The organism is Leptospira sarikeiensis (assembly GCF_004769615.1).
GTDB classification, from domain to species: domain Bacteria; phylum Spirochaetota; class Leptospiria; order Leptospirales; family Leptospiraceae; genus Leptospira_B; species Leptospira_B sarikeiensis.
Genome location: NZ_RQGF01000005.1, coordinates 19,690 through 45,670 on the forward strand (window position 1 = coordinate 19,690; position 25,981 = coordinate 45,670).

Below are 25,981 nucleotides of genomic sequence, written 5' to 3' on the forward strand. Positions count from 1 at the left end.
AGATCTTCACTCCAAATGTTTGCTAAATAAAAAGGCTTCGATTGCCTCGTAATCTTCGTTCTCAGATAGTTCCATGATCTTCTTCAAAAGAAAATTGGCCTGTTTGAGTCCTACAGATGCGATAATTTTGCGGATCGGGGCGACAAATGGAAGTGCTATAGAAAGTTCTCTAAACCCGAGACCAATTAGTAAGATCGTAAAATTCGTATCCGAAGCCAATTCTCCGCAGATACTCAAAGGTCTTTCGTATTTCCATGCGGTTTCCACTATCTGGGAAAGAGCTCTTAAGAAAGAAATATGGAATGGATTATAGAGAGAAGAAACGTTTACATTGTTTCTATCCACTGCCATCAAGTATTGTAGAAGATCATTTGTTCCTACGGAGAAAAAATCCACTTCTCTTGCAAGAACATCCATAGAAGAAACTGCGGAAGGAGTTTCGACCATCACTCCTAGTTTGATCTTTTTATTGTACTTTTCCTTTTTGGCAGAGAGTTCTTTTTTACATTCTTCTAATATTTCTTTCGTTTTTCGGATCTCAGCAAGGCTTGTGACCATGGGAAGCATGATACTCAAATTCCCATACGCAGATGCTCTTAGGATCGCGAGTAATTGTTCCTTGAACCATTCCGGATTTTGAAGACTATATCTGATCCCTCGATTTCCTAAGAACGGATTCTCTTCGAATTCTCCTGTGGAAAATTTATCCGCACCTATATCGAAAGTTCGCACATAGACGGGATTCGGATCCATTCCTTCCGCAATCCTTTTGTAAGCCAGAAATTGTTCTTCTCCCGAAACGTTTTTATCCTGGTATTTTAAGAATAAGGACTCGGATCTAAAAAGTCCAACGCCGTCCACATCCGCTTTTTTGGCGAGTTCGTAGTCAGTATCCGATTCTAAATTACATTTTAGTCGGATCTTGATCCCATCAGTAGTGACCGCTTTTTTAGGTTTTGCAACTTTCTTCTCGAAACTTAAAGGAGAAGATGCTCCGTAATACTTTACTTCCTCGATGGTAGGATTTCTTACGATTTGGCCGGTGTCCGCGTCCAAAAAAACATATTCGAAATCATTAATATTTCTATAGAATTCCTTTAAACCCACAATGGTAGGGATCCCGTAGTTCCTAGCGAGGATCGCCATATGTCCGGTTTTTCCGCCTAGGTCCGTTGCGATCCCCCTAATACGGCTCTTATCCATTAGGATCATCTGAGAAGGAGTTAATTGTCTTGCGACCAAGATCACATCTTCGGATTGGTCCGCTAAGAAAGAGACTTCTTCCTTTTTATCTAAAAGATTTTCTAAAATCCGATTGGAGATATCTTGAAAATGATCCGACCTTTCTCGGAAGAATGGATTGTCCATCCGAGTAAATTTGTCGGTGAGTTCATTGATCGTATTTTGTACTGCTAAAAATGCGTTCTCGTTAAATTCTTTGATACGATTCCGGAATGAATCTTGTAGACCCGGATCTTCCGTGATCGTGACTTGAGTTTCTAAAATTTCTTTTAGCTCCCGATCTTCCGGTCTGGCTTTGAGTTGTGTGATGATTGATTTTAATTCCATCTTGGAAGACTCGAGAGCTTTTACGAGTTTATTCAATTCTTCCGATTTTTGGGACTCGTGAATATATGCACCGTGGGCAAGATGTCTTCTTTTCGTTCCGACTTTTACGCAGCGACCGTAAAATCTGCCGGGAAAAGCGACGATTCCCATGTACGTAGTTCTTTTCCCGCCATTCATTCAGAGAATATCCGCAGGTAGAAATACAGCAGTTTAGTGAATCGACAAGTCTTTTATAAGATCCGAGGTTTCTCTCGGAAATCGGAGATCCGACAGAAGAAAATTAGACTGCAGCCGCTTTTCTTCCGAAAAGAGGGATCCGACGGCTCTTGTATTTTCCAAGTTCGTTTCCAGTCACTGAACTCATGACTAATTTCGCCATGGATACGTCCAGCGCGTGACCAGCTTTAGAAGCCAGATAATGTCCTATGATCGGTCTTCCTGCGATGGAAAGATCTCCGACTAAGTCCAAAATTTTATGTCGGACACATTCGTTTTCGTATCGAAGGGATTCGTTTAAGTATCCGTCCTGGGTAAGAACGATCGCATTATCCAGGGAACCTCCCATTGCAAGACCTCTTGCCTGGAGAGCCTCCACGTCTTTTAAGAATCCGAAGGTTCTGGCAGGTAAAATATCATTTTTGAGAACGTTTCTGTCCAGATCGATGGTGATGTTCTGGCCTTTGAGAAGAGGATGGGGGAAGTCAATCGTATAAGTCACTTTCCATTGTTCGCTTGGAAGAATGACCAGGTATTTATCCCCGTCTACCACCCACATTGGGTTTTTGATATAGATCGGTTCGATCCTTTCTTCGAATTCAGTATATCCTGTGCTTTCGAACGCTTCCAAGAAAGGAAGAGAAGAACCATCCATGATCGGAACTTCAACAGAGTCTATTTCCAGGATCATATCCGTAATTCCTACGGAGAATACCGCTGCCATCAAATGCTCTACGGTTTGAACTCGGTGCAAACCATCTCCGAGGGTGGTCGCATTACTTGTATCTACTACGTTACTTAGTTCTACAGGGATAGATGCCTTATCTTCTCCCTTTCTATATTCGAAGACGATCCCTGTTCCGGCTGGAGCTGGATGTCCGATCAGATTCACTTCCTTGCCGGAATGTAATCCAATCCCCTTAATTCTAACTGTTTCTTTAAGAGTTTTTCTATGTTCTGTGAAATTCATCATTTCCTACCCCAGATCGTTTCCGATCCGGAATCCATTCTCGCTTTGCACCGGGCTTCTATATCTCTTGGACGGTTTTAAATTCCGAGAAAATTAACCCTTTAGGACTATAAAAGCAATAACCATGCCAGGTGCAGTGCAAAAAAGTGATTTTAGACGGGGAGTATGAGCCGGTACAGAAGAGTCTAGACATAATTTGAAAGAAATTTCTGTACTTCTGTCTCTTTTTTACAACAGTGTTGTTTTAGGGAGACAGAATCCATTTACCATGGTAACTCTTCCCCGTTTTGATGAAAGAATCTTCCGGACCGTTCCGGACCCAGTTTTTCTATCTGATGGAACAATCCTTGGGCCGCTTCTTTTGGAGGAATTCCCTGGCGACCGGTCATTTCAGTGGCTACCATTCCGGGATGATAGATCCCAACAGAGATTTTTTCTGGGGAAAGATCCCGGGCTAGACTGACTGCTCCTGCATTTAAAGCTGCCTTAGACATTCTGTATCCATAATAGGCCCCGGATCCATTGTCTCCAATGGAGCCCATTCTGCTAGTCAGGAATGCGATTTTTGAGCCCGATTTCAGTTTAGGGAGAAGAATTCTGGTGAGTCGGATCGGAGAGATTGCATTTACTAAGATCTGAGTTTCTAATTCTTTGAAGTCTAAACTTTCTAGATTATCCGGGATAAGGATCCCTGCATTATTGATCAAAAGGTCCAATTTGACTCCGGTCAAGAAGCCGGCTAGAGTTTCGAAACTTTGACTCCCTGTAAGATCTAATCCTTCAAAAGTTTTCAGTCCTAGTCTAGCAAGAGGTTCCGAAATTTTTCTACATGCAGCATAAACTGAGTATCCTTTTTCGGAATAGAGACTTGCGAGTTCCAAACCGATCCCGCGATTTGCACCTGTAATCAAAACTTGTTTCATTTAAAAGTTCTTCTTTATGGATAGAATATATTAGAAAGACATATGGAATTACGGGAATCGATTGACGCATTGGAAAATATTTTCCAAACTTCCTCTCGTATGCAATACCAGATTTCGCATAAACCTTCGTTCTCCTTATTGAAGCTCCGTTTAGATTCGGGTCAATCGATTAAATCAGAAGCAGGTGCCATGGTCTACATGAGTTCCGGAATGGGAGTGGAAACTAAAATGGGAAGCGGATTTCTTTCCGCTCTCGCTCGTAAATTTTTCGGTGGAGAATCTTTTTTCTTCAACACGTACACCGCTCCTTCTTCCGGAGGAGAGATCGGCCTCGCACCGGATCTACCTGGAGACATCATCGATTTGGATTTGGGAGGCAAAAGTATTTTTGTTCAATCCGGATCTTATCTTGCTTCAGACTCCGGGATCCAAGTGGTCTCTAAATTCGGAGGACTCCGTTCCTTATTGGGCGGAGAAGGTTTGTTCTTACTCGAAATTTCCGGAATAGGCAAACTATTCTTAAGTTCTTATGGTGCGATCGTTCCAATCCATGTCCAAGGGAATTACACAGTAGATACAGGACATATAGTTGCCTTCGAAAATTCTTTGCAGTTCAAAGTAGGAAAGGCAGGTGGAAATTGGAAATCCACTCTTCTAGGCGGAGAAGGACTTGTAGCAAATTTTTCAGGTCACGGGACTCTTTGGATCCAGTCCAGGGTGCCTTCCGGTTTTATCGGTTGGCTGACCAAATTACTTCCGGTATAAGTTTTTTAATTTAGGAATTTATAATGAATATCCAACTATTATATAAGCCCTCGTATTCAGTTGCAAAAGTAAATTTGAATTCGGGAGAATCCATCAAGGCGGAAGCGGGAGCTCTTATGAGTATGAGCTCTCATATCCAAATGCAGACTAGTAAGGCTCAGCAAGGAGGACTTTTTAAATCCTTAAAGGCAGCTTTTTTGGGTGGAGAATCCTTCTGGATGAACACATTTAGCGCTTCTCAATCGGGAGAAGTTTTACTCGCTCCTACATTGCCTGGCGATATAGAAAAACTAGATCTGAACGGGACCATCTTTATTCAATCTAGTTCCTTTCTTGCGTCACAGCCGAACATAGAAATAGATACCAAGTTCCAAGGACTCAAAGGTTTTTTCAGCGGAGAGTCCTTATTCTTCCTAAAACTCACAGGAACTGGACCGGTCTTAATCTCCAGTTACGGCGGAATAGAATTACTGGATGTAGAAGGTGAGTTTATAGTAGACACAGGCCATATCGTAGCATTCGAAGAAGGCCTACAATACGAGATCACTAAATTCGGAGGTTGGAAGTCCTTCTTCTTAGGTGGAGAAGGGTTTGTAGCTAAGTTTAAGGGAAAGGGAAGGCTTTGGGTCCAATCCAGAAATGTTCCTAGTTTAGGCGCCTGGTTCCGAGACGAATTACCTCCAAAAAAGGAATAATACAAACATGAAATTTGAAATATTAGCAAAACCTGATTTTCCTCTTATCAAATTGCAAATGAACTCCGGAGAATCGATCCGTGCGGAATCCGGAGCAATGGTTGCAATGTCTCCTGAAATTAAAATGGAGACAAAGGCACAAGGTGGGATCTTCGCCTCTGCAAAACGTGCATTATTCAGTGGAGAATCTTTCTTTCAGAATACGTTTACTTCGGAAGGTTCCGGAGAATTATTTTTGACTTCCGCCACGCAAGGAGATTTGGAACATCGCACTCTACAAAATGAAGAGCTGATCTTAAGTAGAGGCGCCTATGTTGCAGGAAGTACGGGACTCGTCATCGACAGTAAATGGGGAGGCTTTAAAGGATTTTTTGCCGGAGAAGGTTTATTCTTCCTGAAAGTTTCCGGATCAGGAGACTTATTCTTCTCTAGTTTTGGAGCAATCCATGCTGTAGATGTTGATGGAATGTACATCGTGGATACAGGCCATATCGTAGGATTTGAACCGAGTCTAGAATATCATTTGGATAAGGTAGGAGGATTAAAATCCCTCTTCTTATCAGGAGAAGGACTCGTCGCAAAATTTTCCGGTAAGGGAAAACTCTATCTACAGACTCGGAACCAAAACTCCTTTGCGTCCTGGGCAAACGCTTGGAGAAGAGTGCAACGTTCTACGAGCGGAGGGGACTAAGCCCTCCCTGCGTAACCGATTACATCCATGAATGCGGAGACAGAGAACACCGCTTTGCCGGGACCTGGTTCTCCGTAACCTGGGGGTACTGGAAGATTATATTTTTCGAATGTAGCCTTCCAGACAGTCAATAACTCGCAGAAATATTCCAATGGAGGACCTGCTTGGGTCCCAAGAGTAGTATAAGGCTCCGGACACCAAGCGGTGAATCTAGGCATGATCCCCTTAGACATGAAAAAGTCTAAACCTTCTCCGGTAGACTTGATCGCTTCCGCAACGGTAGCAAATCCCCAAGGCTGAGAAAGTTCCACTCCTCCTACGAAATTCGGGATCACATAAGAAGGCCCGAAAATTTCCGCGGAGTCTACGATCCTACGGATCCAAGTATCTCTTCCAATATAAGCTTCTTTACCAGGGCAAATTTTACGGAATAATTCAGGTTCCCAAACTTCATAGTTAGGATGATAGACTTGGATCCCAGCATCTTTGAATTTTTTGCAGTCTTCGTTTTCCCAGGCTTGAGAAACGATCTTACCCATCCATCTTCCCGGAAATTTTTGTTCGATTGCCTGAGCATATTCCAAATAGAAATCAATTTCATTCTTCTTCTTTAAAGAAGTGATGACCGAGCCGCCTGTAATCGTGTAAACTTTCGCGATATCGTCTTCCGCATCGATCCATGATAGAACTTCTAAAATATCTTCTATATCTTTAACGCCTGTGTATGGTCTACCAGCGTTCTTTTGTTGTCTGTAATTATGATTGATATCGCAATATGCGCATTCTTCGTCCTTACCGAAGTATTGGCAGTTACGAAATACTGTCAGATAGATCAGATATCCCCATTCGATCACTGGTGCGATCTCTCCCGGGATTTTTCCGGATTTGGTTTTATGCCTGTACCATGCAGGCTTAGGCGGGTATTCCAGCTTCCCTAAGAATGTTTCGTTTAAATAAAGACCTGGTCTTCCTTCGTCTTTCTCTCCCGCAGGGATCCTTTTTACTTTATATGGAGAGTTTGGATTGTTCCTAGTAGAAACAATTGTAGGCAATAAATTGAAATATCCTCCGGTGATCTTGATCTCTTCCGGAGCCTTGGAATCAGTACCTTCTTTCATTTCCGAAAGTGGAATATGGTCGAAGGAGAAAATGAAATAGTCCTTTGTTTTATAATCTCCCTCTACTTGAAAAGATTCGGGAAGAAAATGGATCCCTTGTCTTAGAATGTCCTGTTTTACGATCGCTTCGAAAGGGATCTGTTTATATTTTCTTTCCATCTCCTCTAGTAAGGCTATGGAAGATTCCGGACGGAGGGTGCTAGTGCTCATCTTAACTCCAGACTGGTTTGTGGGTGAGTTTTGGCATCTAGTTTTTGGCTTTTTCATCCTTGACTGAGAGTTTTGGATCTGTATTTTTTCTGCCAGAATGAGACGATTTTGCAATAGGATCTTAACTTTTCTTCTATTTCTGGGACTTGCTTTTTTAGTGGGAGAAGGCCTTCTTCTTGCTAAAACGAAAAAGGAAACTCCAAAGAAAGAAGAGAAAAAGTCCGAATATACTTTCGGTTGGACCCAAGTGGCGTCCGGCTTTAGAGAAATTACGGATATTCAATTTCATCCTAGTCTTTCCAATTCCATGGTTGTTTTGGAGAAGAAGGGAAAAATCCTAGTTTGGGATTTTACTAAAAAAGAATCCAAGCTGATCGCGGACTTTACGGGAAGTATAGAGACTAGATCTGAGGAAGGTTTGCTCGGTCTCGCATTCCATCCTAAATTCTCGGAGAATAAACTCTTTTATATCAATGCTGTTTCCAAAGAAGCAGGAAAAGACCAAACATTCATATTAGAATTTCGTTGGGAAGAAGATAGGGTCATTACTTGGAAGGATAGAAAAAGGATCCTACTTAGAGTAGATCAGCCTTATTCCAATCATAATGCAGGACAGCTTAGCTTCGGTCCGGATGGAAAATTATATATCGGATTTGGAGATGGAGGAGCAGGGGGAGATCCATATAAACACGGGCAAAACACTTCTACCTTTCTTGGAACCTTGATCCGGATCACACCCAATCTAGAAACCAGTGCTCCTCCTTATAAAATTCCGGAAGATAATCCTTTCAGAAACAGTCCTGGGTTCTTGCCAGAGATTTGGGCCTATGGATTTAGAAATCCATGGAAATTTTCTTTCGATTCTTTGAATGGAGATTTATATTTAGCGGATGTCGGACAAGATGATTGGGAAGAAATAGATCTAGTTCTAAAGGGGAAAAATTACGGATGGAATATAAAGGAAGGATTTCACTGCTTTATCCCTAAAACAGGGTGCGAAAAACCAGGATTAGTCGATCCGATCTTGGAATATGATCATGAAACTGGACGTTCCATCACCGGAGGTTACGTTTATCGCGGGAAAAATCTTTCCAAACTATATGGATGGTATATTTTCGCGGACTTTATCACCGGAAAGATCATGGGTTTTCCGGTTTCAGGAGAGAATCAGAAGAAATTAACGCTGCTCGGTGAAACAAGGCTCCAAATTAGCACATTTGGGCAGGATTCGGCAGGAGAACTGTATTTTGGTGATTTTAGTTCAGGAAATATCTTCCAAATTGGAAAAAAAAATTGAAATAAATTGAAAATCCCAAATCCATAGATGTTAACCCAATATAGATCGGACTGCCTCCACCGCGGTTTCGAATCAATCTCGATCAAGAAGGATAGGGGTATGAATAAGATCATTTCCGTTGCATCAGCCGTCCTAATGGTCGGTCTGTTGACATCCGGAGCTTGTAAAAAGCCTGCGGAGAACGCGAATTCCGCGAACGCAAAACAGAGCCAACCATCGGCAATCGTAGTCTTTAGCGTAGGGGAAGCAAGAATCCAACACGCTGATTTAACTGAAGACAAAGCAAGTCTTGGAACCGCCTTGAAAGAAGGAGACAAGATTGAAACTAAAGCGAAAGCTAAAGTTGATATCCAGTTCTCTGATGGATCAGCAGTTCGTTTGGCAGAAAAATCCGTTATGGAATTCTCCGCTCTTGCTTTGAATACCCAAGGAAATACTGATACTAAACTTTCATTAGTTTCCGGAAAAGTTTTCGCCAAAGTCAATAAAGCAAGCAAAGACGATCAGTTCTCTGTCGTTACACCAACCGCAATCGCTGGTGTGCGCGGAACTTCATTCGTTGTAGATCGTACCAAAAATGACAGATCTGTTATAAAAGTTTTGGAAGGATCCGTTGCAGTTTCTCCAAGAATTAGAGCTTTAGAAGGCGCAAGCGCTGAAGAACTTTCTTCAAACGCTGAACTCAAGAAGATCAAAGATTCTTTGGATAAATCTGAAGTTATCTTAGAGAAAGACGAATCTTCTATAGTAAAAGCTCCTGAGAAAAAATTCGGTGAGAAAGAAATTACTAAGCTAGATGCTTCTCTTGAAAAAGATATTCCGAAAGCGGTTACTAAATTTTCCGGTTCCGGAGTTTCTAAAACAGAAGAGGAAGAGATCAGAACTATCGTAACTTTAGATAAAGATACGACTGATAAATTAGCAAAACTAAATGTTGATCCTAAATCAGGAAAAATTGACGAAGCTACAAATGCTGCTAACGAAGCCGAGAGAAAGAAAATCGAAGAAGAATTAGCTAAACGTCAAGCTGACGAGTTGAAAAGATTCAAGAACGTTCTTGTTTCTGCTCCTAAGAACCTGAAAACGAATAAGGATCTTGTAAACTACTACGAAAAACTGGAAAAAATCGTATTGGCTGACGGTAAAACTACCATCATCGGTGCAATTGTTGACCAGCAAGGTAGTACAATGATCGTCCATACCGAAGACGGTATCAAGAAGATCAACCAGGATGACGTAAGAGAAGTTATTTACGACTTCCAAACTAAATCCGAAAACTAATCCCCAGGCTTAAAATGGTGGAAAAATCCCGGGTTACCGAAAGGTAGCTCGGGTTTTTCTATTTAGAGGCACACCTTCTTTCAAAACTATTTCGCACGGAGATCACGGAGAGCACAGAGTTTAATAAGCTGCAGAGATGAGAAGGGTTGTAAGAGGATCGGTTCGCGTGCGATACACGCTTCGGGCACTAAAGGGACCACCCTTCTTGCTAGCCTACTCAGTGATCTCTGTGTCTTCAGTGCGAAAATTGTTACCTAGGTTTATGATGAGGGTGTGTGTCTAAGTAGCGATCCCAGAGTTTTAGGATCATGTTGGAAACTTCTTCTATATCTAAAACAAGTACTTTGTCTTTATAATTGACTAACAGTTTTCCTCTGCCGAATTTTTGTATCTCTCCCCATTCTACTCTAAAACCCGGGATCAAACTGATCGAATCGAATAGCATGTCTTTGATCTCTGTTTTGGAAACATGACCGTCTTGTTTGGAAAGATACGCAAGAATAGAATGGAAGATGATCTTCTTCATCTCCGTTGCATCCGGGGATTCCGGAAATTTATCTTTGGATCTTTTTAATTTGCGAACCACGGCACTTGCTCGTCCGCGTGATAAGAACTTCTGACCAGTGGCCCGGAGAATACTGTTCTAAAACCTAGGGACTTGCCGTATTCTTTTAGATCTTTAAACACTTCCGGGCGAATATATTCTGAAACAGGAAGATGTGTAGGAGTAGGTTGTAGATATTGTCCTAAGGTTACCATTTGTACTCCCACAGCTCTTAAGTCTTTTAGAGTCGCATGAACTTCTTCCAAAGTTTCTCCAAGCCCTAAGATAAGTCCACTTTTTGTGAGAAAACCTTTTTCGGATGCATGTTGTAAAACGTTTAAGGACCTTTCATATTTTTTAGCGGGGGCGACTGTGGGAAATAATCTCTCCACTGTTTCTAAGTTATGATTAAAAATATCCGGCTTGGAAGAATAGATGATCTCTAAACTTTCTTCCTTCATTTTAAAATCCGGAACTAAAATCTCAATTTTGCATTCAGGCAGTCTTTCACGGATAAGTTCGACAGTTTTTTTATAATGATTTGCTGCTCCGTCGCTTAGATCATCCCTGTTTACGGAAGTGATCACTACATGTTTGAGGTCCAAGGCTTTTGCAGATTCAGCAACTCTCAAAGGTTCTTCAGGATCTAAAGCAAACGGTTTCCCAAACGCGACATCGCAGTAGGAACAACGTCTTGTGCAGATATCTCCCGCAAGCATATAGGTCGCTGTCCTTCTGGACCAACAATGGTTTAGGTTCGGACAGGAAGCACTTTCGCAAACCGTGTTTAATTTTCCGCCTTCCACTGAACTACGGACCAGATCGACTGGGTTTTCTTTTTCACGGAATGGGAGCCTGACCTTAAGCCAATCCGGTTTTTCAGGTGGAGGTTGGTATCCGGTAGATCTTGGCTTCTTTTTGAGAGGATTCACCCTTTAAGCCTCCGTCCGAGTCGGAAAAGAGTCAAGTGTTTTGGGTAGCCGGAAACAGGTGGGTCCTTGATTCTGGAGGGATCGGCTAATGCCGGGGGATAGTTTGAGCGAAAACATCACGAAAGTGAAAAAAGGGGAAGATCCCCCAAAAGAGATCCGGATCAACCGGTTTCTCTCCGACTGCGGTCTCGGTTCTCGTAGAAAGGTAGAAGAATTGATCCTTTCCGGTAAAGTAAGGGTGAATGGATCGGTCGAAAAGAACCTGAGCACCAAAATCAAAGTTGGTGTCGATTCTGTGCAGGTAGGAAATAAAAAATTAGAACCTCCTACAGAGAGCGTATTTTTAGCCTTAAATAAACCGAAAGGGTTTCTCTGTTCTCATAGTGACAGATTTCATTCTAATACAATATTCGAGCTCCTTCCTAAAAAATACGGAAAACTATTCATCGCAGGAAGACTGGATCTAGATTCAAGAGGGCTTCTTCTTCTTTCCGATTTAGGAAATCTTGTACAAGAGATCACTCATCCTTCGGAAGGTTCTGAAAAAGAATACGAAGTTGTCTTGGAAGAAGAGTTGGAATTCCGACTAGTGAAGGAAAAGTTCCTACGCGGATTTATAGACGAGGGAGAATTTTTAAAAGCGGAGAAAGTAGTTTCCCTCGGAAAAGGACAAGAGTCCTCTAAATTCAGAGTTATACTAAAACAAGGAAGAAAACGCCAGATCCGTAGGATGTTTTCTGTTCTGGGAGGTAAAGTGATCGATCTACAAAGAATACGGATCGGAAAACTTTCCCTGGAAAAATTAAAAATAGGAGAGGGCAAGTTCGTATTGCTTGATCCAAAAGTTTGGAGACCATGAATTTTACCAGTTTAGAATTTTTATTTTTTTTCTGCGTCGTCTTTCTGGTGTATTGGAATCTTTCGGATCCTTGGAAGAAATACTTTCTGATCTTAAGTTCCGCTCTCTTCTACGCATTTGCATCCTGGAAATTTTTATTTCATCTGATTGCGGTCGTTACGATCAACTGGGCTCTTATCCGCTTATTTTTGTCTAAAAAATGGTTTTTGCCCGTTTCGATCGGATTCAATGTTCTTAATTTAGCTTTTTTTAAATATTTTTACTTTTTCGCGGATTTGGTTGGGATGTTCTTCGGGATCCCTGAATTCCAAAATAAAATAAATCTGGACGGGATCTTATCTAAATCTTTGGAATGGGCCGGATTCGAAGTAGTTCTTCCTTTGACGATCAGCTATTATACATTCCAATTCATCTCACTTTTAGTTGATAAGAAAAAGGGTGTCATCCAAGAAGAATTGGGGTTTTTTAAAATTGCTTCTTTCATTTTCCTTTTTCCGGTCATGATCGCTGGGCCAATCTTAAGATTCGGAGATGTTTCTTCCCAATTCGATTCTCCTAAGATGGAAAAAGAAGATATGGTAGATGGGCTTTGGCTCGTCGTCATTGGATTATTCAAAAAATCCATTGTCTCCGTTCTTATGTCAGCATCCATCTTCCAAGTGTTTGCGGAGACTTCCGCGTTCTCCGGTGGAGCCCTTCTTAGCACAGTTTACTTTTTTGCGATCTATCTCTATTTGGATTTTTCAGGCTTAACTGATCTAGCCAGGGGGATGGGGAAACTATTAGGATTTACTCTTCCTCAAAACTTCAAGGCTCCATTCTTCTTTAATGGATTCGGGGACTTTTGGAGAAGATGGCATTTGACCTTCTCTTTTTGGATCCGGGATTATTTGTATATTCCTCTTGGTGGTTCTAGAAGTGGGACATTCAGGACTTGTTTTAATTACCTAGTTGCATTTGGACTTGGTGGGCTTTGGCATGGAGCCAATTTGAATTATCTTCTTTGGGGAGGGCTTACTGGATTTTATCTTTCTATCGAGCGAGCTTTCAAGGATTGGAATATTAAATTAATGCCAGAGATCCCATATGTTAAAAGGACTCTGACTTATCTATTTGTTCTGAATATTTATAGTATCTCTTGGATCTTATTTTTCACACCGGATTTCGGATCCGCAGTAGCAGCAGTACAGAGGATATTCGTTTGGGCTCCCGGGGTAAATTTCCCGAATATGGAACCTTGTATTTTCGCACTACTTGTAGCTATCTTATTCCATTCTGCTGAAGAATGGCCTGAGAAATTCAAATTTAGTTTAAAGTGGAAGACTGTTTTACTTCCGATCGTCTGGATTATCGTACTATTGGCATTACCTAGCGGAAATGCGGACTTCTTTTACGGGCAGTTTTGATCTAATGAAAAAGAAATATATCTATATCCCTTTCGTTTTCCTAATTTTCCTGCTTTTGTTGGATAAAATTTTTCTTTTGGATTTTTTCCAAACATCCTTTTATCAAGAAGGAAATCCGGTCTATTATTCACAAAGAAAACATCTATTCGAAAAGTTGAAAGCCGATCCTTCGGTAAAAGATAAAAATTTACTCTTAGCGTTCGGGGATTCTAGGGCTTATCCGTATTCTATTAAAACTCTTCCGGCTTCTTTCTCCAAAGATTGGACAGTTTATAATTTCTCAGGTCCTCAAGCAGTTCCTGCGTATGGGTTTTATTGGTTTCGAAAAATTTTGAACTCCGGGATCAAACCAAAAGCGGTCTTTTATGTGATCAGTCCTGAAGGGTTCGACGATTCTAAAGGCCTATTCTACGAACCGTTTCTACGTTTAGGTGCGGATGAAGAATTTAAGAAAGCTTATTGGGAAAAATTTCCTTTCTCCGACCAATGGGAGATCTTAAAAGAGAATTTTTTTACGATCAGAAGGATCAAGCCCGGTTTCAAATTATTCTGGTCTAGGCTTATATCTAAAAAATTGGAATTGTACAGACCGGATCAAAATCATGAGAATCTGATATTAGAATTAGGAAATGGAGAGCAGCTTGCATATGCGAGTGCGAGTAATAATCCTAAAAAATTAGAAAAGGATGCGCTTCGCCTAAAAAGTATTTACCTTTCCGGATTCACCTTAGGAGAGACTGAATTTTTCTTTGTGGAAGAATTCTTAAAACTTGCTGAGAAGGAAGGAATAAAGGCCTATTTGATCTGGCCTAAAGTATATCCAGGTTATAGAGCCGGATACTATGAGTTAGGCTTGGAGAAGACTTGGTGGCCTAGAGTTCAGGAACTTGCTTCCAAATACGGAGCTTCTGCTGCAGATATGAATACTCTTAGTTCTTGTGATCTATATTACGACGGTTCTCACCAAAGTGTATTTTGTATTTCTGAACAATCTGAAATTCTGATGAACGATTATACGGGAAAGAAGAAGCTTCCTTAAGTTAAGCTTTGGTTAAATCAGAACTCTGTGCGCTCCGTGAACTCTGTGCGAAATATTCCGCACGGAGAACACTGAGATCACGGAGGATTTTAGATCACCATTTTAGTTTTTTAGCGTCTTCTAAGAATTTTTCCAAACCGATGTCGGTGAGAGGATGTTTGAATAACTGTAGGTAAGCGGAAATTGGCATAGTAGCACAATCCGCTCCTCTAAGTGCAGATTCTTTTAGGTGGATCGGCCCACGGATAGAAGCAGCCAAAATTTTAGTTTCGTAACCGTAGTTATCATAGATCTCTCTAATCTCTGAAATAAGTTCCATTCCGTCCCAAGAAGTATCGTCTACACGACCGATAAACGGAGAAATATAAGTAGCACCCGCTTTCGCTGCTAATAGAGCTTGAGGAGCGGAGAAACAAAGAGTAACGTTAGTCGGAATTCCTTTCTCTGTAAGTTTTACTACAGTTTTTAGACCTTCTGGAATTAAAGGGACTTTGATCACTACGTTCGGAGCGATTTGTACTAGCTCGTCCGCTTCTTTTAGCATGTCCTCATGCTTGGTTGCGATCACTTCTGCGCTCACTGGACCTGGAACGATCGCACAGATTTCCTTGATCACTTCTTTAAAATTGCGACCGGACTTAGCGATCAAAGAAGGGTTTGTAGTAACTCCGTCCAAAAGACCGTAAGACGCGATTTCCTTAATCTCGTCTACATTGGCTGTATCCAAATATAATTCCACGATATGGCTCCGAATCAAATTAGAATTTATAACTCTTCGTTTCGATCGAAAAAGAGTTAGAGGAAACTAGAACCGCCATTTGATTTTGGCGGTTTTTTAGAATCTATTGGATAATGGCCCTTGATCGGACCATGGGTCAAGGATTTCTTATGGGATCAGATCTCTTAAAGTTTTGATTTCTTCCGCGTTGAAGAACTCTTTATATTCTTTTTCGATCTGGGCTTTTACTTTAGAACTGAAATAATCCACTCGTCTAGTAAACGGTTGTTTTTTGTAGGATTCTTTCCATTGAATAATGAAACCACCGGCAGGAGGGGCTTGCCTTTCGTCTGTTAATTCCCAGACTACTGCGCCGCCGATCTTTTTTTCATCCAGGGTCTCTTTCTTAGGTTTGCCGTATTTGTTTTCCAGTTTATTCTGCACGTCTTTGCCAGGAAGATATCTGAAAGAAATTCCCACGGAGAATAATTTTCCAGGTTCCAAATGTTCGTCTTCATCCGCGGCTGGATCTTTTTCTGCGCGAGGCTGGTTTTTATCTTTAGGACGAGAATCTAAAACCAATTTGGGTGTGGAATAAAAACGATATAAATAGAAGATCCCGTTGCGACGCACAAGTAAGGACTTTTCCTTATCTTCATGAACTACTTCGATTTTCTCGTCGCTTTGAGGATTCGCAGCTAAGGATAAAAATTTATCACGGACTTGGGCATAAGATGCTTCCCATGCGACTTCTGCAAATCCGTCCAAAGTAGGTCTGGAGCCGCTTGCTCGAGTATTATCTCCCGGAAATTGGGAAAATACGGAACTCCAAGGAAGAAGGATGGAGAATAATAATACGCAAATGGATTGCCCTTTCATACTTGTAACTATCGGCAGAAAACCGAATAAGAATTAGGGATCTTCCTCTAAATCCTCAGGCACTTCTTCCTCTCTATCCAAGCGAATTCCGCCGAATTTGACTTTTCCGTTCCATCTTAGGATGAGTAAGACCATCAAGATCAGAATATTCGGAAGAACAAATAAAAAGGAAATTTCGTGGTAAAGACCGTAGACAGCAAGGTTCGAGGCAATTACCGAGACAAAGGTCCCGGAAAGAAGTGGGATCTCTTGGTTGAGCAATCGAGCTAAAAATGATCCGCTATTACGGGAAATCCTTGCCGCTCTTAAGATCTCGGAAGAGAGAAAAGAGTAGAAGGCCAAGAGAAGAACAGGCATTATGAAGGATAGAAAGAAATAATTTCCAAATGAATCCGTATAATGAGGAGAGCCGATAAGCCCTCCAGTCAAAGTCCATACATAAGAAAAGAATGCAGCTAATCCGAATGCGAGAAGTCCGTATTGAAGACTTCCCGCAGATTCGAATAGATTCATGATCTTAAAAGGGATAATTCTCGCCCAATCTGTAAGTTCCTGTTTTTCGAAAGTATCCTTTCCACTCAGATACAAGAGTTGGAAATAATAATCTCCTAAGGAAATGATCACGAGTGTGATCACTAAATAGATTAGGTAGAGAAAAAATTCCATCTTAGTGTCTGAAATGCCTCATGCCGGTGAACACCATGATGAGCCCGTGCTCGTCGGCTGCTTTGATCACTTCTTCGTCTCGGATGGATCCGCCAGGTTGGATGATTGCCTTTGCTCCAACTTTTGCGATCGCATCTATCCCATCTCTGAAAGGAAAGAATGCATCACTTGCTACGTAAGATCCTACCACGGAAAGTCCCACGTTCAATGCTTTGGTCGCACCTAGTTGGACCGAGTCCACTCTGGACATTTGGCCGGCGCCGATACCAAGAGTAGCATTCTCTTCGGTATAAACGATCGCGTTGGACTTGATAAATTTTACGGTAGACCAAGCAAACATCAGACCACGGATATCTTCTTCCGTAGGTTGTTTTTTAGAAACCACCTTCAGATCTTTTTCAGTGATCGTTGCGTAGTCTCTGTCTTGTAAAAGAATTCCATGGTGGATCGGTCTTAGATCCATTTCATCCAATGCTTCTTGGAAATTTTGGATCTCTATCAGACGAACATTCGGTTTTTTTGCAAAATATTCCAAAGCAGCAGGATCGAATTTTTGAGCGATGACTCCCTCTACGAAAGTTTCTCCGATAAGGACTGCGAGCTCTCCGGTAACTGTTCCCTTGATCCCTATGATCCCACCGAACGCAGAAATAGGATCCGTTCTTTTTGCTAGACGGAATGCTTCTAAGGTATCATCCGCATAAGCGATCCCGCAAGGATTCAAATGTTTTATGATACATACAGTATTGTCGGGAAGAAGAGCCGAGATATGGAATGCTGCATCAAAATCGAGCATATTATTAAAAGATAATTCTTTTCCTTGTAAAGGAGAGAACTCACTTTTAGTGAATAAAGGCTCGTAAAATGCGGCTCCCTGGTGAGGGTTTTCTCCGTATCTAAGCTTTTGTTTTTTAGTGAAGGATAAGTTTAGAATGTCCGGAAACTTTTCCCCAGCTAGTTTATTGAACCAAGAAGAGATCGCGGTATCATACATTGCAGTATGAGAAAAAGCTTTTCTCATTAGAAGGAAAGAAGTGTCCGCGTCCACGGAACCGTCGTTAACCTTCATAGACTCTTCTACAGTTTTATAATCGTTCGGATCAGTCACTACAACAGTATGTCTATAGTTTTTACTTGCAGAGCGGATCATGGAAGGTCCGCCTATATCGATATTCTCGATTGCTTCGTCCAGATGAACCCCAGGTTTGGAAACTGTTTGCACGAAAGGGTATAAGTTCACAACAACCAGATCGATTTTTGGAATGCCAAGCTCTTCCATCTTTTTCTTATGCTCCGGCTTTGAGGTAACGCCTAAAAGTCCTCCATGGACTTTAGGGTGAAGGGTTTTTACTCTTCCGTCCAAAATTTCCGGAAATCCGGTATAGTCATCGATAGCGATCGCTTTAATTCCGTTCTCTGTGAGAGTTTTGAGAGTTCCGCCTGTGGAAATAATTTCCACTCCTTTGGACTCTAGATATTTAGCGAATCCGATGAGCCCGGTTTTGTCGCTAACTGAAATGAGGGCACGAGTGATTTTGATCATGCTAGAGGATTGAGACCTTCCTGTCTTTGATGGAGAGCCGATCTTCGCAGAAATACTGTACTGCGAGTGGCAGGATTTTATGTTCCTCTTTGAGAATGGCAAGAGTCAATTCTCTTTCGCTCATTCCTTCCTCGATTTTAACAACTCCTTGTAGGATGATTGGTCCCGAATCCACACCCTCATCCACAAAATGAGAGGTGCAGCCGGCGATCTTCACCCCGTAATCGAAGGCCTGTTTTTGAGCATGTAGCCCTGTAAATGCAGGTAAAAGAGAAGGATGTATATTGATAATCCGATTCGGAAAGGCTCGGATGATCTCCGGCTTCAAAATTCTCATGTACCCGCAGGCTACGATCAGGTCCGGAGAGATCTCCTGTAGGAGTTCCAACAGGTTCTTATGGTATTCTTCCTTTTTGGAGAAAGATCTGAAGTCTAGGATTTTTGAAGGGACCTTGTATTTGGCCGCTATTTGAATGGAGAGAGCTTCCGGATTGTCAGTGACTAAAAAGGCAGGATTTCCCGGGATTTTGCCCTTTTGGATTCCCTGAAGGACAGCTTCGAGGTTGCTCCCCCGGCCAGACGCCAAAAAGACAAGCTTTTTTCTGGGTTTGGGAATCAGGCTTGCCAAGAATTTTCGCATCCGATACGCTAAGAATTACCAGTCCACGTTAAGGCGGTCCGGAATTTTGTCGAAAAGTATTTCAGGAGAGACACATGTCACTTGCTAGAAAATCGACGGCGTCCGTCGAACAGTATAAATCCAATGAAATTTCTACTGTGAGTCAGGGACGACTTATCGTGATGTTATATGAAGGGGCGATCCGCTTCCTAAACGTAGCCATCGAAAATAATACACCCCGCAAGTACGACGTGGTGAACAACCATATCCTAAAAGCCCAAGAGATCGTGACCGAACTGATGCTTGCTCTGAATTTGGAGAGCGGGGGAGAGGTTGCAAATAACCTACTCGGGATCTATGTTTATATTAAAAAGCGCTTATTAGAAGCCAATATGAAGAAGGACAGCGAGATCCTACAAGAGATCATCAAATATATGGAAGATTTGAAAATCGCTTGGGAAGAGATCGAGAAGAAGGAAAAAACTGCTTCCGTAGTTCCTATGCCTGCTCCCGGTGCAAGAGGAACAGGGCTTTCCCTCCAAGGATAAAATTTTAAAAACGAAATGACTGCTAAAACTTCTAAAAGTCTAAACCGTATGGAAGAAAAACTTTCCTCCTACTATTTGGAGAAAATCTCCTTTTTGGACAAACTCATCTCTCTTCAAAAACGCCAACTAGAAATACTTGGTTTTGGGGATGGAGAAGGTGCAGCCAAGTTAGAACTCCAAAATTCCGGACTTGTGGAAAAGATGAAAGTTCTAGATCGTAAGATAGAACAATCAGAAGAATCCGCACCTCAAACTCTGGAAATCATTCGACTCTCCGACGAGATCTTCCAAAAATTGGAAGAGTCCAGGGAGCTAAATTCGTTAGTCGGAGAAAAAATGGAGATCATTCTGCAGGAATACCAAAAGGAACTGAATCAGGTGCAAACCAAGATCCAGCTCAAAAAATTCCTAGCTCATAGGAAACTAGGTTGGAAGACGGGGACCTGCTGAGCCGAGCCCTGGACTTTTACGGACTTCCCAAAAAATTCGACGAAAATCTAGTCCGGACCAGGTTCCGGGAACTTTCCAGAAAGTATCATCCGGATTCGGGTGAATACGAAACAGACGTATTATTCAAAGAACTTGTACAATTAAGGGATGTGTTACTTTCTTCCTTAGAGTCACATTCTTTCTCTTCTCCCGAGAATGGAAAACCGGATCCGGAAGGATTTCAATTTTATAAAGAAGCGAAACAGAAAGCCGCCTCTGCTCTTGAGAAGTATTTTCAGTTTACGGATGGGAATCCTGTTTTCTTAAAAGGAGAAGAGAATCCTGCTCTAATCGTTTTAAGAGAAGAATTAAGATTTGCTAAAATAGAATTAGAAAACTTTCTCCAAAAATTTCCCAAAAGTATCTGGAGAGAAGATACTGAAAAAACACTAAAAAAAATGGAAGTTTGGTTTAAGGATTAAGGGACCTGTAGAGTATTCGAAGGCATGGAGAATACGTAAATATCCTTTGTCCCGCTATTTAGATCCAAAGAGATCACAGAAGATCTTAAGGTAACAAAGTCTCCCGAATTCAAAGTAGCTACAATTTTACAGACCCTATTTGTGTTTTCCCCAGGACCTGGAACTGCTAAGGGACCCGCAGTCGGATTCACTTCGATAGAATATTCTTTTGGTTGGTTCGGAAGTAAATTTAGAGGAAGTTGGCATCCTTTTCCCGAAGAAAAATCGGAAGGATTTCTGGAAGCGTCTGCAGAACTTCCAGTATATAAAGTATACCCGTTAAAAAATGCTTCCGGGTTTCCTGCACGGAGCCTCAACTCATACACTCCTGTCCCGATAGAAGTGATCCCTACGAGTGTAGGAGGAGTTGTAAAGATCCGGTTGGAGGAATAATTATAACAGGAAAGAAGGGACAATACTGAAAGTAGAATTGGGAAGAAACAAAGAGTTCTCCCGGATAAAAAAAGATTCATTTAGCTGTGTATATAATCCGCCCAGCCGAATTTTTCGACCAATTGGGTGGATACTGAAAATTGTGAAAAACGTCTCTTGTTTGTCGATCGATTTTCAGGGATCTCCCACTTGAGTTCTTGTAATAGTTTGTTTCCCTTTTTAGTATTACAGTCCCTGCAGGCAGTGACTAAATTTTCCCAGGTATGATAATCCTTAGGCTTTTTTTCTCTAGGAATTTCTTCCCAACGGCTTTTAGGAATTACATGATCTAGAGTGAGTTTAGAAGAAGGGAGTTTTCTCCTACAATATACACATTCATGATCATCTCTTAGGAAAATATTCTCTCTGGAAAGTTTATGCTTTCGTTTGGGAACTTTATAGTAATCTGTAAGTAGAATGATCCTGGGAGTAGTGAAGCGAAGTTTCTCAGAACGGATGAAAAGATTTTTTTCATCTTTAATGAGTTCTGCTTTATTCAGGACGAGAAGAATAACGGCGTCTTTGACCGTTCGGATCGCAACCGGGACATAGGTTGCGTTCAGAACCAACACATGTTGGGTAAGAACATCCATATCTAACCAAACAGTATAGGTTCATAAAATTATGTCGAGTAAAAGTATTATTTCCCGGAACGTTTCTTCTTAATTGTAAAATATAGAACTAGGGCTAATACAAGAATTCCTAATAATGCAAAGACTGTAATTTGGCCTTGGTGGACTAAAGAGCTTAATTGATCTAAATTTTTCGCTCCATAATGACCTAAATAGACCCAAATCGGAACTGAGATTGCCGCAGCAAAAGCATCTAAGAATAAGAATCGAAAGAAGGAGATCCGATCAGAAGTGCCTGCAGTGAGATAGATCGGCATTCGGAGGCCCGGCATAAATCTAGCCACAAACACTACCCAGTTCCCATACTTGGAAAATTTTTCCTGGACCTTCGCAAATCGTTCCGGAGTCAGAAATTTTGCGATAAATGGAATTCGTAGAACCTTCTCCCCGAAAATCCTTCCGAGTAAAAATACGGAACCGTCTCCTACTAGTACCCCTGCCATTCCTACACCGAACATAACGTGCTCGTTTGCGTATCCAAGGCCTGCAAGAACTCCTCCGGATACTAAGGATATATCTTCCGGGACTGGAAGACCGAAACCGCAAAGGATCAAGGTGAGAAAAATAACTAAGTAAGCGAATTCATTCCCAAAACGGGAAAAAAAATTTACTAATTCCGGGATATTAACTAGATCCATGAATCCTTCAATCTGCGTCTTAAGTAGAATTCCACCAGTGAATCTTTTCCCGGACAAATGGGAATCGAAAAACTAGATTTGTTTGGCTTGCTTCCATGGTTTTTGGGTTCTAATTTGGTTTTAGGTGCAAAAAGACCGAAATCAAATCATCCAATCCGAAAATTCCATTTTGTCCGCCTACGCAGTTTTGCAAGACGAAACTGGTGGAAGAGAATATAAGGAAGAAGAACACCCGTACCGTATTCCTTTCCAAAGAGATAGGGATCGAGTGGTTCACTCTAGCGCGTTCAAAAGATTACAATATAAGACCCAAGTGTTCGTTTACTCAGTGGGAGAAAATTATCGCAATCGGCTTACTCATACTTTAGAAGTGGCCGGGATCTCTAGAACGATCGCGTCTTCCTTGGGACTGAATTCGTTACTCGCAGAAACGATCGCACTTGCTCATGATCTAGGACATACTCCTTTCGGGCATGCAGGTCAGGATATGCTTTCCGATCTTATGGGAGAATTCGGAGGCTTCGAACATAATAAACAATCTCTCCGGATCGTAACTATATTAGAAACACGTTATCCTGAATTTCCCGGTTTGAACTTATCCAAAGAAACCCTAAAGGGAATGATGAAACATGGTGCAGAATACGGCGGTTCTAATATCGGAAAAGAAAGAAAGGACGAGGGGCCGAGTCTCGAAGCACAATGTGCGGATGTTGCGGATGAGATCGCATATACGAGCCATGATATTGATGACGGATTGGAGATGGGATATCTCAAACCTGAAGATTTGGATCCTCTTTCTTTATGGTCGGAGGCGTCTTTCAAGGTAAAAGAGAAATATCCGAATCTTTCCGGAAAAGTATATCTTAGAACGGTAATCCGAGAACTCACGAATGGAATGGTCTCGAATATGATCCAGACGATAGAGTCCAGGATCGGTGAATGGAAAATAAAAGATCGTTCCGATCTGAATCTTGCCTACCAGGACGGAAAAAGAATCGCGACTTACGAACCTGTATATGGAGAGAAGGTGAGAGAACTGAAATCTTTCTTATACAAAACCTTATACAGACATCCTTCCGTCGTGGTCACAAGTGATCGGGGAAGAGATATTATAGAAACATTATTTTTCCATTTTAGAAAACATCCGGACCGGATCCCAGAAACTTACAAGCAAAGGATAGAAAAAGAAGGCTTGGAAAGATGTGTATGCGATTACGTGGCCGGTATGACGGATCGTTACGCAGAAGAAACCGCCTCCGGGATCGGAAAATGATCTTAAGCGATCGACCGGATCGTTTCTTCTAAGGCATTCAAAAGAGAATCCACTTCTTCCTCACTCGTATATAAACCAGTAGAAATCCGAATCGCTCGTAAAGCTTCTTCGTTCGTATAACCCATTGCCAAAAGGGAAGGGGCAGCTTCTCTGGATCTGGATTTACAAGAAGAACCTGTGGAGAGTGCGAATCCTTTTTCTTCCATTCCCATCATAAAAAAGTCCAGATCATCAAAAGGAAGAAGCGCAAACGTAGTAGAAAAGAGCCTCGGAGAATTTTCCGCTACAATCTCCGAACCTAAACTTTTTAATTTAGATTCTATTCGATTTCTATAATGTTCTAAACGTTTGTTCTTAGTCTCCATTTCGAAGAATTGTAATCTGGCCGCTTCTGCCAACGCTTGGATTGAAGGAGAATTTTCGGTACCGGCCCTATGACCGTTTTCTTGGTTCCCTCCTAGAAAGACTCCACCTTCTTTCAATTTACTTGGATCCAACCATAACACGGAAGAACCGAGTCCTCCGCCGATCTTATGGCCTGAAAAAGTAAAACCGTCTAAAATAGAGAATGGAACAGGGATTTTTCCAAAGGATTGGATTAGATCGGAGTATACAGAGACCTGATACTTGGAGCAGATCTCGGATATTTTTTCCAAGGGTTGAATGACCCCGGTTTCGTTTCCTGCATGTAGAATAAATACGGGCCCAGGTTCTTCTTTCAGGTAGGAATTTAATTGGGTCAAAGAAACGAGCCCTGATTTATCCGTATCTAAAATCGTATAAGGAATCCCTAAACTTTGAAATGCACCGTACATTGCCGCATGTTCAAAAGGAGAAAGATAGGCTCTCGTTTTGATACTTTGTTTTACGAAATATACGAGTGAATGATCCGCTTCCGTTCCTGAGGAAACGAATACAAAACCTTTCGGGTCTTTTCCTGTTAATTTTCCTAAAAGTTTTCTGGCCTCTTCTATCTTTCCTTGTCTAGCTAAGGAAAAACGAGTAGGCCCGGAAGGATTGAAAAAATCCTCCTCGTATTCTTCTAAAATTTTAGATAATAAACCTGGGATCGGAGGATGGGTCGCATTATAATCGAAGTATTTAATTTTTTTCATCGAAAATATCGTCCGCATCTTCGTATCTACCTTTTCGACGAAGTACGTACTGCAATAGTTTCTTTTTATCTTCGATCAGATCTTCGTAACCCGATTTATCGTTTCTATAGTTCGGATCTATTGTATAGACTTCGGTATCAAGACCGTCTAGTTCTTTTAAGGCTTGGTCAAAATTGGATTCGTACAATAAACAACGAACTCTCATGAGTTTTGCTTCGAACCGAACTCCAAGATCAGTCGCTGCAGATTGATAGACAGCTTCGAACATTTCACCCGCTTTTTTGCGATAATTGGAATCTCTTTCTCCCAAACGGTAATAAAGTTGAGCTGTTCTATATAAGTTGGAGTAGAAAACCTTACTTCCTTCTGTGTCCGTGGTTTCGCAAGGAATTGCAGCGATCGCACTTGCACCCCAATATTTTGCTTCTGCAGGTATATTTCTTTTGGAGCAAGAAAAATAGAGCACACGAGTGAATAAGGATACTGATTCTTCCGGAGAAAGAGAAGGATGAGATTCGTCCGTTCTTAATCTAAGAAGTTCTAGGGTTTTTAGTAAAAGTGTTTTGTACTTATTTGCTGTAAGAGTTGTCGTATCAGGATAATCCGGAGAGAATACGACAGGTTCGGATTGAGATTCGGCAATTTTTTTCCAAATACGAATATCCTTAGGAAGATCTTCTACTACCGTTTCTTCATCATCTGCTTTGCAACTAAAACTAAAAAAGTTCAGGATCCGTTTCCACCAAGGGATAGAAACAGGTTTTGCCTCTTTCAATTTCTCAAAAACTAATTCTTCGATCCTTTGGATGGATTGGAAATGAGCAAGGATCGCTTCTTCCGGTCTACAAGAAGCGAAGGAACTGATCCGGATCTTCTCCAGTAAACTTTTTCCTGCAATTTCAGGTTTATCTTTTCCAAGAGAAGCGATCGGTGCAGGAGAATTATAACCGTCGAAGGGATTATAGTTTAAGGCTCTTTTATAATAATCTAAAGCTTCGAGAGGTGTTTGATAAAATTCCTTCCAATACTCGAAAGGATCTACAGGTTTTTCTCCCGTGGAAAATTTGGTCTCGCTTGGATTTGCGAGCCTTTCCATAGTCCATCCCTGGTGTTTCGCTTCCATCCAACTAGGGACACGAAAAATATCGTCTGTTCCTTCTTTCCCTAAACGAAAGGCTCGAGTACAGGCCCTGGACATCTGGTCTGTTCTGAGATAATGTTCTATCTGTCTATATTCTACTTTTTCGGATAATAGATCGTCTCCCTTGGATTGCAATTTTGCTGAAAGGGAAGGATTTAAAACGGGAGGTTCCAACCAAAGCGCGAAGGACCTTAAAATTTGAAATCTCCTGGGATAGATATAGATCGCTGCCAGGGTCCAAATGAATAGAAGCGTTAAAAATAGTTTTTTCTTTTCTCTTAGGATGCTGAACAATTTCTTTCCTTAGGTTCC

General features: G+C 41.5%; 28 protein-coding genes. 12 read left to right on the forward strand and 16 right to left on the reverse strand.

Annotated elements, in window-relative coordinates:
• Positions 1–6: 6 nt before the first annotated feature.
• The 3 genes from ptsP to EHQ64_RS00685 form a co-directional block, all read right to left on the reverse strand.
• Positions 7–1,746, reverse strand: coding sequence for a phosphoenolpyruvate--protein phosphotransferase (gene ptsP, locus EHQ64_RS00675; protein ID WP_135647577.1), 1,740 nt, complete (start codon positions 1,744–1,746; stop codon positions 7–9).
• A 103-nt stretch (positions 1,747–1,849) separates the two neighbouring features.
• Positions 1,850–2,755 (reverse strand): UDP-3-O-acyl-N-acetylglucosamine deacetylase, encoded by a 906-nt coding sequence (gene lpxC, locus EHQ64_RS00680; protein WP_135647634.1) that lies wholly within the window; start codon positions 2,753–2,755, stop codon positions 1,850–1,852.
• 263 nt (positions 2,756–3,018) lie between these two features.
• Positions 3,019–3,678 (reverse strand): SDR family oxidoreductase, encoded by a 660-nt coding sequence (locus tag EHQ64_RS00685; protein WP_135647579.1) that lies wholly within the window; start codon positions 3,676–3,678, stop codon positions 3,019–3,021.
• A 99-nt stretch (positions 3,679–3,777) separates the two neighbouring features.
• Here EHQ64_RS00685 and EHQ64_RS00690 point away from each other — a divergent pair, with 99 nt between their 5' ends.
• Genes EHQ64_RS00690 through EHQ64_RS00700 form a run of 3 tightly spaced genes read left to right on the forward strand, consistent with a single transcriptional unit; the run spans position 3,778 to position 5,829 of the window.
• Positions 3,778–4,443, forward strand: coding sequence for a TIGR00266 family protein (locus EHQ64_RS00690; protein ID WP_167882328.1), 666 nt, complete (start codon positions 3,778–3,780; stop codon positions 4,441–4,443).
• Positions 4,444–4,466: 23 nt separating this feature from the next.
• Complete coding sequence (locus tag EHQ64_RS00695) at positions 4,467–5,138, forward strand: TIGR00266 family protein (protein ID WP_135647583.1); 672 nt, start codon at positions 4,467–4,469, stop codon at positions 5,136–5,138.
• Positions 5,139–5,145: 7 nt separating this feature from the next.
• On the forward strand, positions 5,146–5,829 hold the full coding sequence (locus EHQ64_RS00700; RefSeq protein ID WP_135647585.1) for a TIGR00266 family protein: 684 nt from the start codon (positions 5,146–5,148) through the stop codon (positions 5,827–5,829).
• Here the strand turns inward: EHQ64_RS00700 and EHQ64_RS00705 are convergent.
• Entirely contained in the window at positions 5,826–7,157 is a 1,332-nt protein-coding gene (locus EHQ64_RS00705; RefSeq protein WP_135647586.1) for a radical SAM protein, read from the reverse strand. The genes EHQ64_RS00700 and EHQ64_RS00705 overlap by 4 nt on opposite strands.
• A gap of 97 nt (positions 7,158–7,254) precedes the next feature.
• On the opposite strand from EHQ64_RS00705, the gene EHQ64_RS00710 reads away from it, so the two are divergent.
• Positions 7,255–8,454 (forward strand): PQQ-dependent sugar dehydrogenase, encoded by a 1,200-nt coding sequence (locus tag EHQ64_RS00710; protein ID WP_135647588.1) that lies wholly within the window; start codon positions 7,255–7,257, stop codon positions 8,452–8,454.
• Between the two features lie 99 nt (positions 8,455–8,553).
• A complete protein-coding gene (locus tag EHQ64_RS00715) occupies positions 8,554–9,735 on the forward strand; it encodes a lipoprotein LipL45 (RefSeq protein WP_135647590.1) in 1,182 nt (393 codons plus the stop codon).
• A 250-nt stretch (positions 9,736–9,985) separates the two neighbouring features.
• On the opposite strand, the gene EHQ64_RS00720 is transcribed toward EHQ64_RS00715, so the two are convergent.
• Positions 9,986–10,321 carry a hypothetical protein gene (locus EHQ64_RS00720; protein WP_135647591.1) on the reverse strand — a complete coding sequence of 112 codons (336 nt, stop codon included), beginning with the start codon at positions 10,319–10,321 and terminating at the stop codon, positions 9,986–9,988.
• Positions 10,306–11,211 (reverse strand): lipoyl synthase, encoded by a 906-nt coding sequence (lipA, locus tag EHQ64_RS00725; RefSeq protein WP_135647593.1) that lies wholly within the window; start codon positions 11,209–11,211, stop codon positions 10,306–10,308. Before lipA ends, EHQ64_RS00720 begins: the two co-directional genes overlap by 16 nt.
• A 103-nt stretch (positions 11,212–11,314) precedes the next feature.
• Here lipA and EHQ64_RS00730 point away from each other — a divergent pair, with 103 nt between their 5' ends.
• The 3 genes from EHQ64_RS00730 to EHQ64_RS00740 are packed head-to-tail and all read left to right on the forward strand — an operon-like array spanning position 11,315 to position 14,515.
• On the forward strand, positions 11,315–12,070 hold the full coding sequence (locus EHQ64_RS00730; protein WP_135647595.1) for a pseudouridine synthase: 756 nt from the start codon (positions 11,315–11,317) through the stop codon (positions 12,068–12,070).
• Positions 12,067–13,476, forward strand: coding sequence for an MBOAT family O-acyltransferase (locus tag EHQ64_RS00735; RefSeq protein ID WP_135647596.1), 1,410 nt, complete (start codon positions 12,067–12,069; stop codon positions 13,474–13,476). Before EHQ64_RS00730 ends, EHQ64_RS00735 begins: the two co-directional genes overlap by 4 nt.
• Positions 13,477–13,480: 4 nt before the next feature.
• Complete coding sequence (locus tag EHQ64_RS00740; RefSeq protein WP_135647597.1) at positions 13,481–14,515, forward strand: DUF1574 family protein; 1,035 nt, start codon at positions 13,481–13,483, stop codon at positions 14,513–14,515.
• Positions 14,516–14,609: 94 nt separating this feature from the next.
• Here the strand turns inward: EHQ64_RS00740 and fsa are convergent, their stop codons facing one another.
• The 5 genes from fsa to purN form a co-directional block, all read right to left on the reverse strand.
• Complete coding sequence (gene fsa, locus EHQ64_RS00745; protein WP_135647598.1) at positions 14,610–15,254, reverse strand: fructose-6-phosphate aldolase; 645 nt, start codon at positions 15,252–15,254, stop codon at positions 14,610–14,612.
• A gap of 147 nt (positions 15,255–15,401) precedes the next feature.
• On the reverse strand, positions 15,402–16,112 hold the full coding sequence (locus tag EHQ64_RS00750) for a hypothetical protein (RefSeq protein WP_135647599.1): 711 nt from the start codon (positions 16,110–16,112) through the stop codon (positions 15,402–15,404).
• A 33-nt stretch (positions 16,113–16,145) separates the two neighbouring features.
• A complete protein-coding gene (locus tag EHQ64_RS00755; protein ID WP_135647600.1) occupies positions 16,146–16,778 on the reverse strand; it encodes a hypothetical protein in 633 nt (210 codons plus the stop codon).
• 1 nt (position 16,779) lies between these two features.
• A complete protein-coding gene (gene purH / locus EHQ64_RS00760; RefSeq protein WP_135647601.1) occupies positions 16,780–18,321 on the reverse strand; it encodes a bifunctional phosphoribosylaminoimidazolecarboxamide formyltransferase/IMP cyclohydrolase in 1,542 nt (513 codons plus the stop codon).
• 1 nt (position 18,322) lies between these two features.
• The gene (gene purN, locus EHQ64_RS00765) at positions 18,323–18,949 is read right to left on the reverse strand and encodes a phosphoribosylglycinamide formyltransferase (protein WP_135647602.1); all 627 of its coding nucleotides are present in this window, start codon (positions 18,947–18,949) and stop codon (positions 18,323–18,325) included.
• An 86-nt stretch (positions 18,950–19,035) separates the two neighbouring features.
• On the opposite strand from purN, the gene fliS reads away from it, so the two are divergent.
• The 3 genes from fliS to EHQ64_RS00780 are packed head-to-tail and all read left to right on the forward strand — an operon-like array spanning position 19,036 to position 20,399.
• On the forward strand, positions 19,036–19,488 hold the full coding sequence (fliS, locus tag EHQ64_RS00770; RefSeq protein ID WP_135647603.1) for a flagellar export chaperone FliS: 453 nt from the start codon (positions 19,036–19,038) through the stop codon (positions 19,486–19,488).
• A gap of 15 nt (positions 19,489–19,503) precedes the next feature.
• Positions 19,504–19,938, forward strand: coding sequence for a hypothetical protein (locus EHQ64_RS00775; protein ID WP_135647604.1), 435 nt, complete (start codon positions 19,504–19,506; stop codon positions 19,936–19,938).
• A complete protein-coding gene (locus EHQ64_RS00780) occupies positions 19,917–20,399 on the forward strand; it encodes a molecular chaperone DnaJ (protein WP_135647605.1) in 483 nt (160 codons plus the stop codon). The genes EHQ64_RS00775 and EHQ64_RS00780 overlap by 22 nt, the downstream gene beginning before the upstream one ends.
• Here the strand turns inward: EHQ64_RS00780 and EHQ64_RS00785 are convergent.
• The 3 genes from EHQ64_RS00785 to EHQ64_RS00795 are packed head-to-tail and all read right to left on the reverse strand — an operon-like array spanning position 20,396 to position 22,140.
• Complete coding sequence (locus EHQ64_RS00785) at positions 20,396–20,911, reverse strand: LIC11661 family lipoprotein (RefSeq protein ID WP_135647606.1); 516 nt, start codon at positions 20,909–20,911, stop codon at positions 20,396–20,398. The two genes, EHQ64_RS00780 and EHQ64_RS00785, sit on opposite strands and share 4 nt — an antisense overlap.
• On the reverse strand, positions 20,912–21,463 hold the full coding sequence (locus EHQ64_RS00790) for an HNH endonuclease (RefSeq protein WP_135647607.1): 552 nt from the start codon (positions 21,461–21,463) through the stop codon (positions 20,912–20,914). It abuts the gene before it with no gap.
• Between the two features lie 47 nt (positions 21,464–21,510).
• Entirely contained in the window at positions 21,511–22,140 is a 630-nt protein-coding gene (locus tag EHQ64_RS00795) for a DedA family protein (protein WP_135647608.1), read from the reverse strand.
• Between the two features lie 124 nt (positions 22,141–22,264).
• Here EHQ64_RS00795 and EHQ64_RS00800 point away from each other — a divergent pair, with 124 nt between their 5' ends.
• Positions 22,265–23,413: a deoxyguanosinetriphosphate triphosphohydrolase gene (locus tag EHQ64_RS00800; protein ID WP_135647609.1), complete on the forward strand. Its 1,149-nt coding sequence runs from the start codon at positions 22,265–22,267 to the stop codon at positions 23,411–23,413.
• Positions 23,414–23,415: 2 nt separating this feature from the next.
• On the opposite strand, the gene EHQ64_RS00805 is transcribed toward EHQ64_RS00800, so the two are convergent.
• Entirely contained in the window at positions 23,416–24,528 is a 1,113-nt protein-coding gene (locus tag EHQ64_RS00805) for a cysteine desulfurase family protein (protein ID WP_135647610.1), read from the reverse strand.
• Positions 24,515–25,963 (reverse strand): hypothetical protein, encoded by a 1,449-nt coding sequence (locus EHQ64_RS00810; protein ID WP_135647611.1) that lies wholly within the window; start codon positions 25,961–25,963, stop codon positions 24,515–24,517. The genes EHQ64_RS00805 and EHQ64_RS00810 overlap by 14 nt, the downstream gene beginning before the upstream one ends.
• Positions 25,964–25,981 lie beyond the last annotated feature (18 nt).

Coding starts and splice junctions, on each gene's coding strand:
- lpxC (WP_135647634.1), bottom strand. CDS start 2,755: ATGAATTTCACAGAACATAGAAAAACTCTTAAAGAAACAGTTAGAATT.
- ptsP (WP_135647577.1), bottom strand. CDS start 1,746: ATGAATGGCGGGAAAAGAACTACGTACATGGGAATCGTCGCTTTTCCC.
- EHQ64_RS00695 (WP_135647583.1), top strand. CDS start 4,467: ATGAATATCCAACTATTATATAAGCCCTCGTATTCAGTTGCAAAAGTA.
- EHQ64_RS00735 (WP_135647596.1), top strand. CDS start 12,067: ATGAATTTTACCAGTTTAGAATTTTTATTTTTTTTCTGCGTCGTCTTT.
- fliS (WP_135647603.1), top strand. CDS start 19,036: ATGTCACTTGCTAGAAAATCGACGGCGTCCGTCGAACAGTATAAATCC.
- EHQ64_RS00790 (WP_135647607.1), bottom strand. CDS start 21,463: ATGGATGTTCTTACCCAACATGTGTTGGTTCTGAACGCAACCTATGTC.
- EHQ64_RS00710 (WP_135647588.1), top strand. CDS start 7,255: ATGAGACGATTTTGCAATAGGATCTTAACTTTTCTTCTATTTCTGGGA.
- EHQ64_RS00700 (WP_135647585.1), top strand. CDS start 5,146: ATGAAATTTGAAATATTAGCAAAACCTGATTTTCCTCTTATCAAATTG.
- EHQ64_RS00795 (WP_135647608.1), bottom strand. CDS start 22,140: ATGGATCTAGTTAATATCCCGGAATTAGTAAATTTTTTTTCCCGTTTT.
- EHQ64_RS00775 (WP_135647604.1), top strand. CDS start 19,504: ATGACTGCTAAAACTTCTAAAAGTCTAAACCGTATGGAAGAAAAACTT.
- EHQ64_RS00750 (WP_135647599.1), bottom strand. CDS start 16,112: ATGAAAGGGCAATCCATTTGCGTATTATTATTCTCCATCCTTCTTCCT.
- EHQ64_RS00690 (WP_167882328.1), top strand. CDS start 3,778: ATGCAATACCAGATTTCGCATAAACCTTCGTTCTCCTTATTGAAGCTC.
- EHQ64_RS00785 (WP_135647606.1), bottom strand. CDS start 20,911: ATGAATCTTTTTTTATCCGGGAGAACTCTTTGTTTCTTCCCAATTCTA.
- EHQ64_RS00740 (WP_135647597.1), top strand. CDS start 13,481: ATGAAAAAGAAATATATCTATATCCCTTTCGTTTTCCTAATTTTCCTG.
- purH (WP_135647601.1), bottom strand. CDS start 18,321: ATGATCAAAATCACTCGTGCCCTCATTTCAGTTAGCGACAAAACCGGG.
- EHQ64_RS00755 (WP_135647600.1), bottom strand. CDS start 16,778: ATGGAATTTTTTCTCTACCTAATCTATTTAGTGATCACACTCGTGATC.
- EHQ64_RS00805 (WP_135647610.1), bottom strand. CDS start 24,528: ATGAAAAAAATTAAATACTTCGATTATAATGCGACCCATCCTCCGATC.
- EHQ64_RS00705 (WP_135647586.1), bottom strand. CDS start 7,157: ATGAGCACTAGCACCCTCCGTCCGGAATCTTCCATAGCCTTACTAGAG.
- EHQ64_RS00715 (WP_135647590.1), top strand. CDS start 8,554: ATGAATAAGATCATTTCCGTTGCATCAGCCGTCCTAATGGTCGGTCTG.
- EHQ64_RS00685 (WP_135647579.1), bottom strand. CDS start 3,678: ATGAAACAAGTTTTGATTACAGGTGCAAATCGCGGGATCGGTTTGGAA.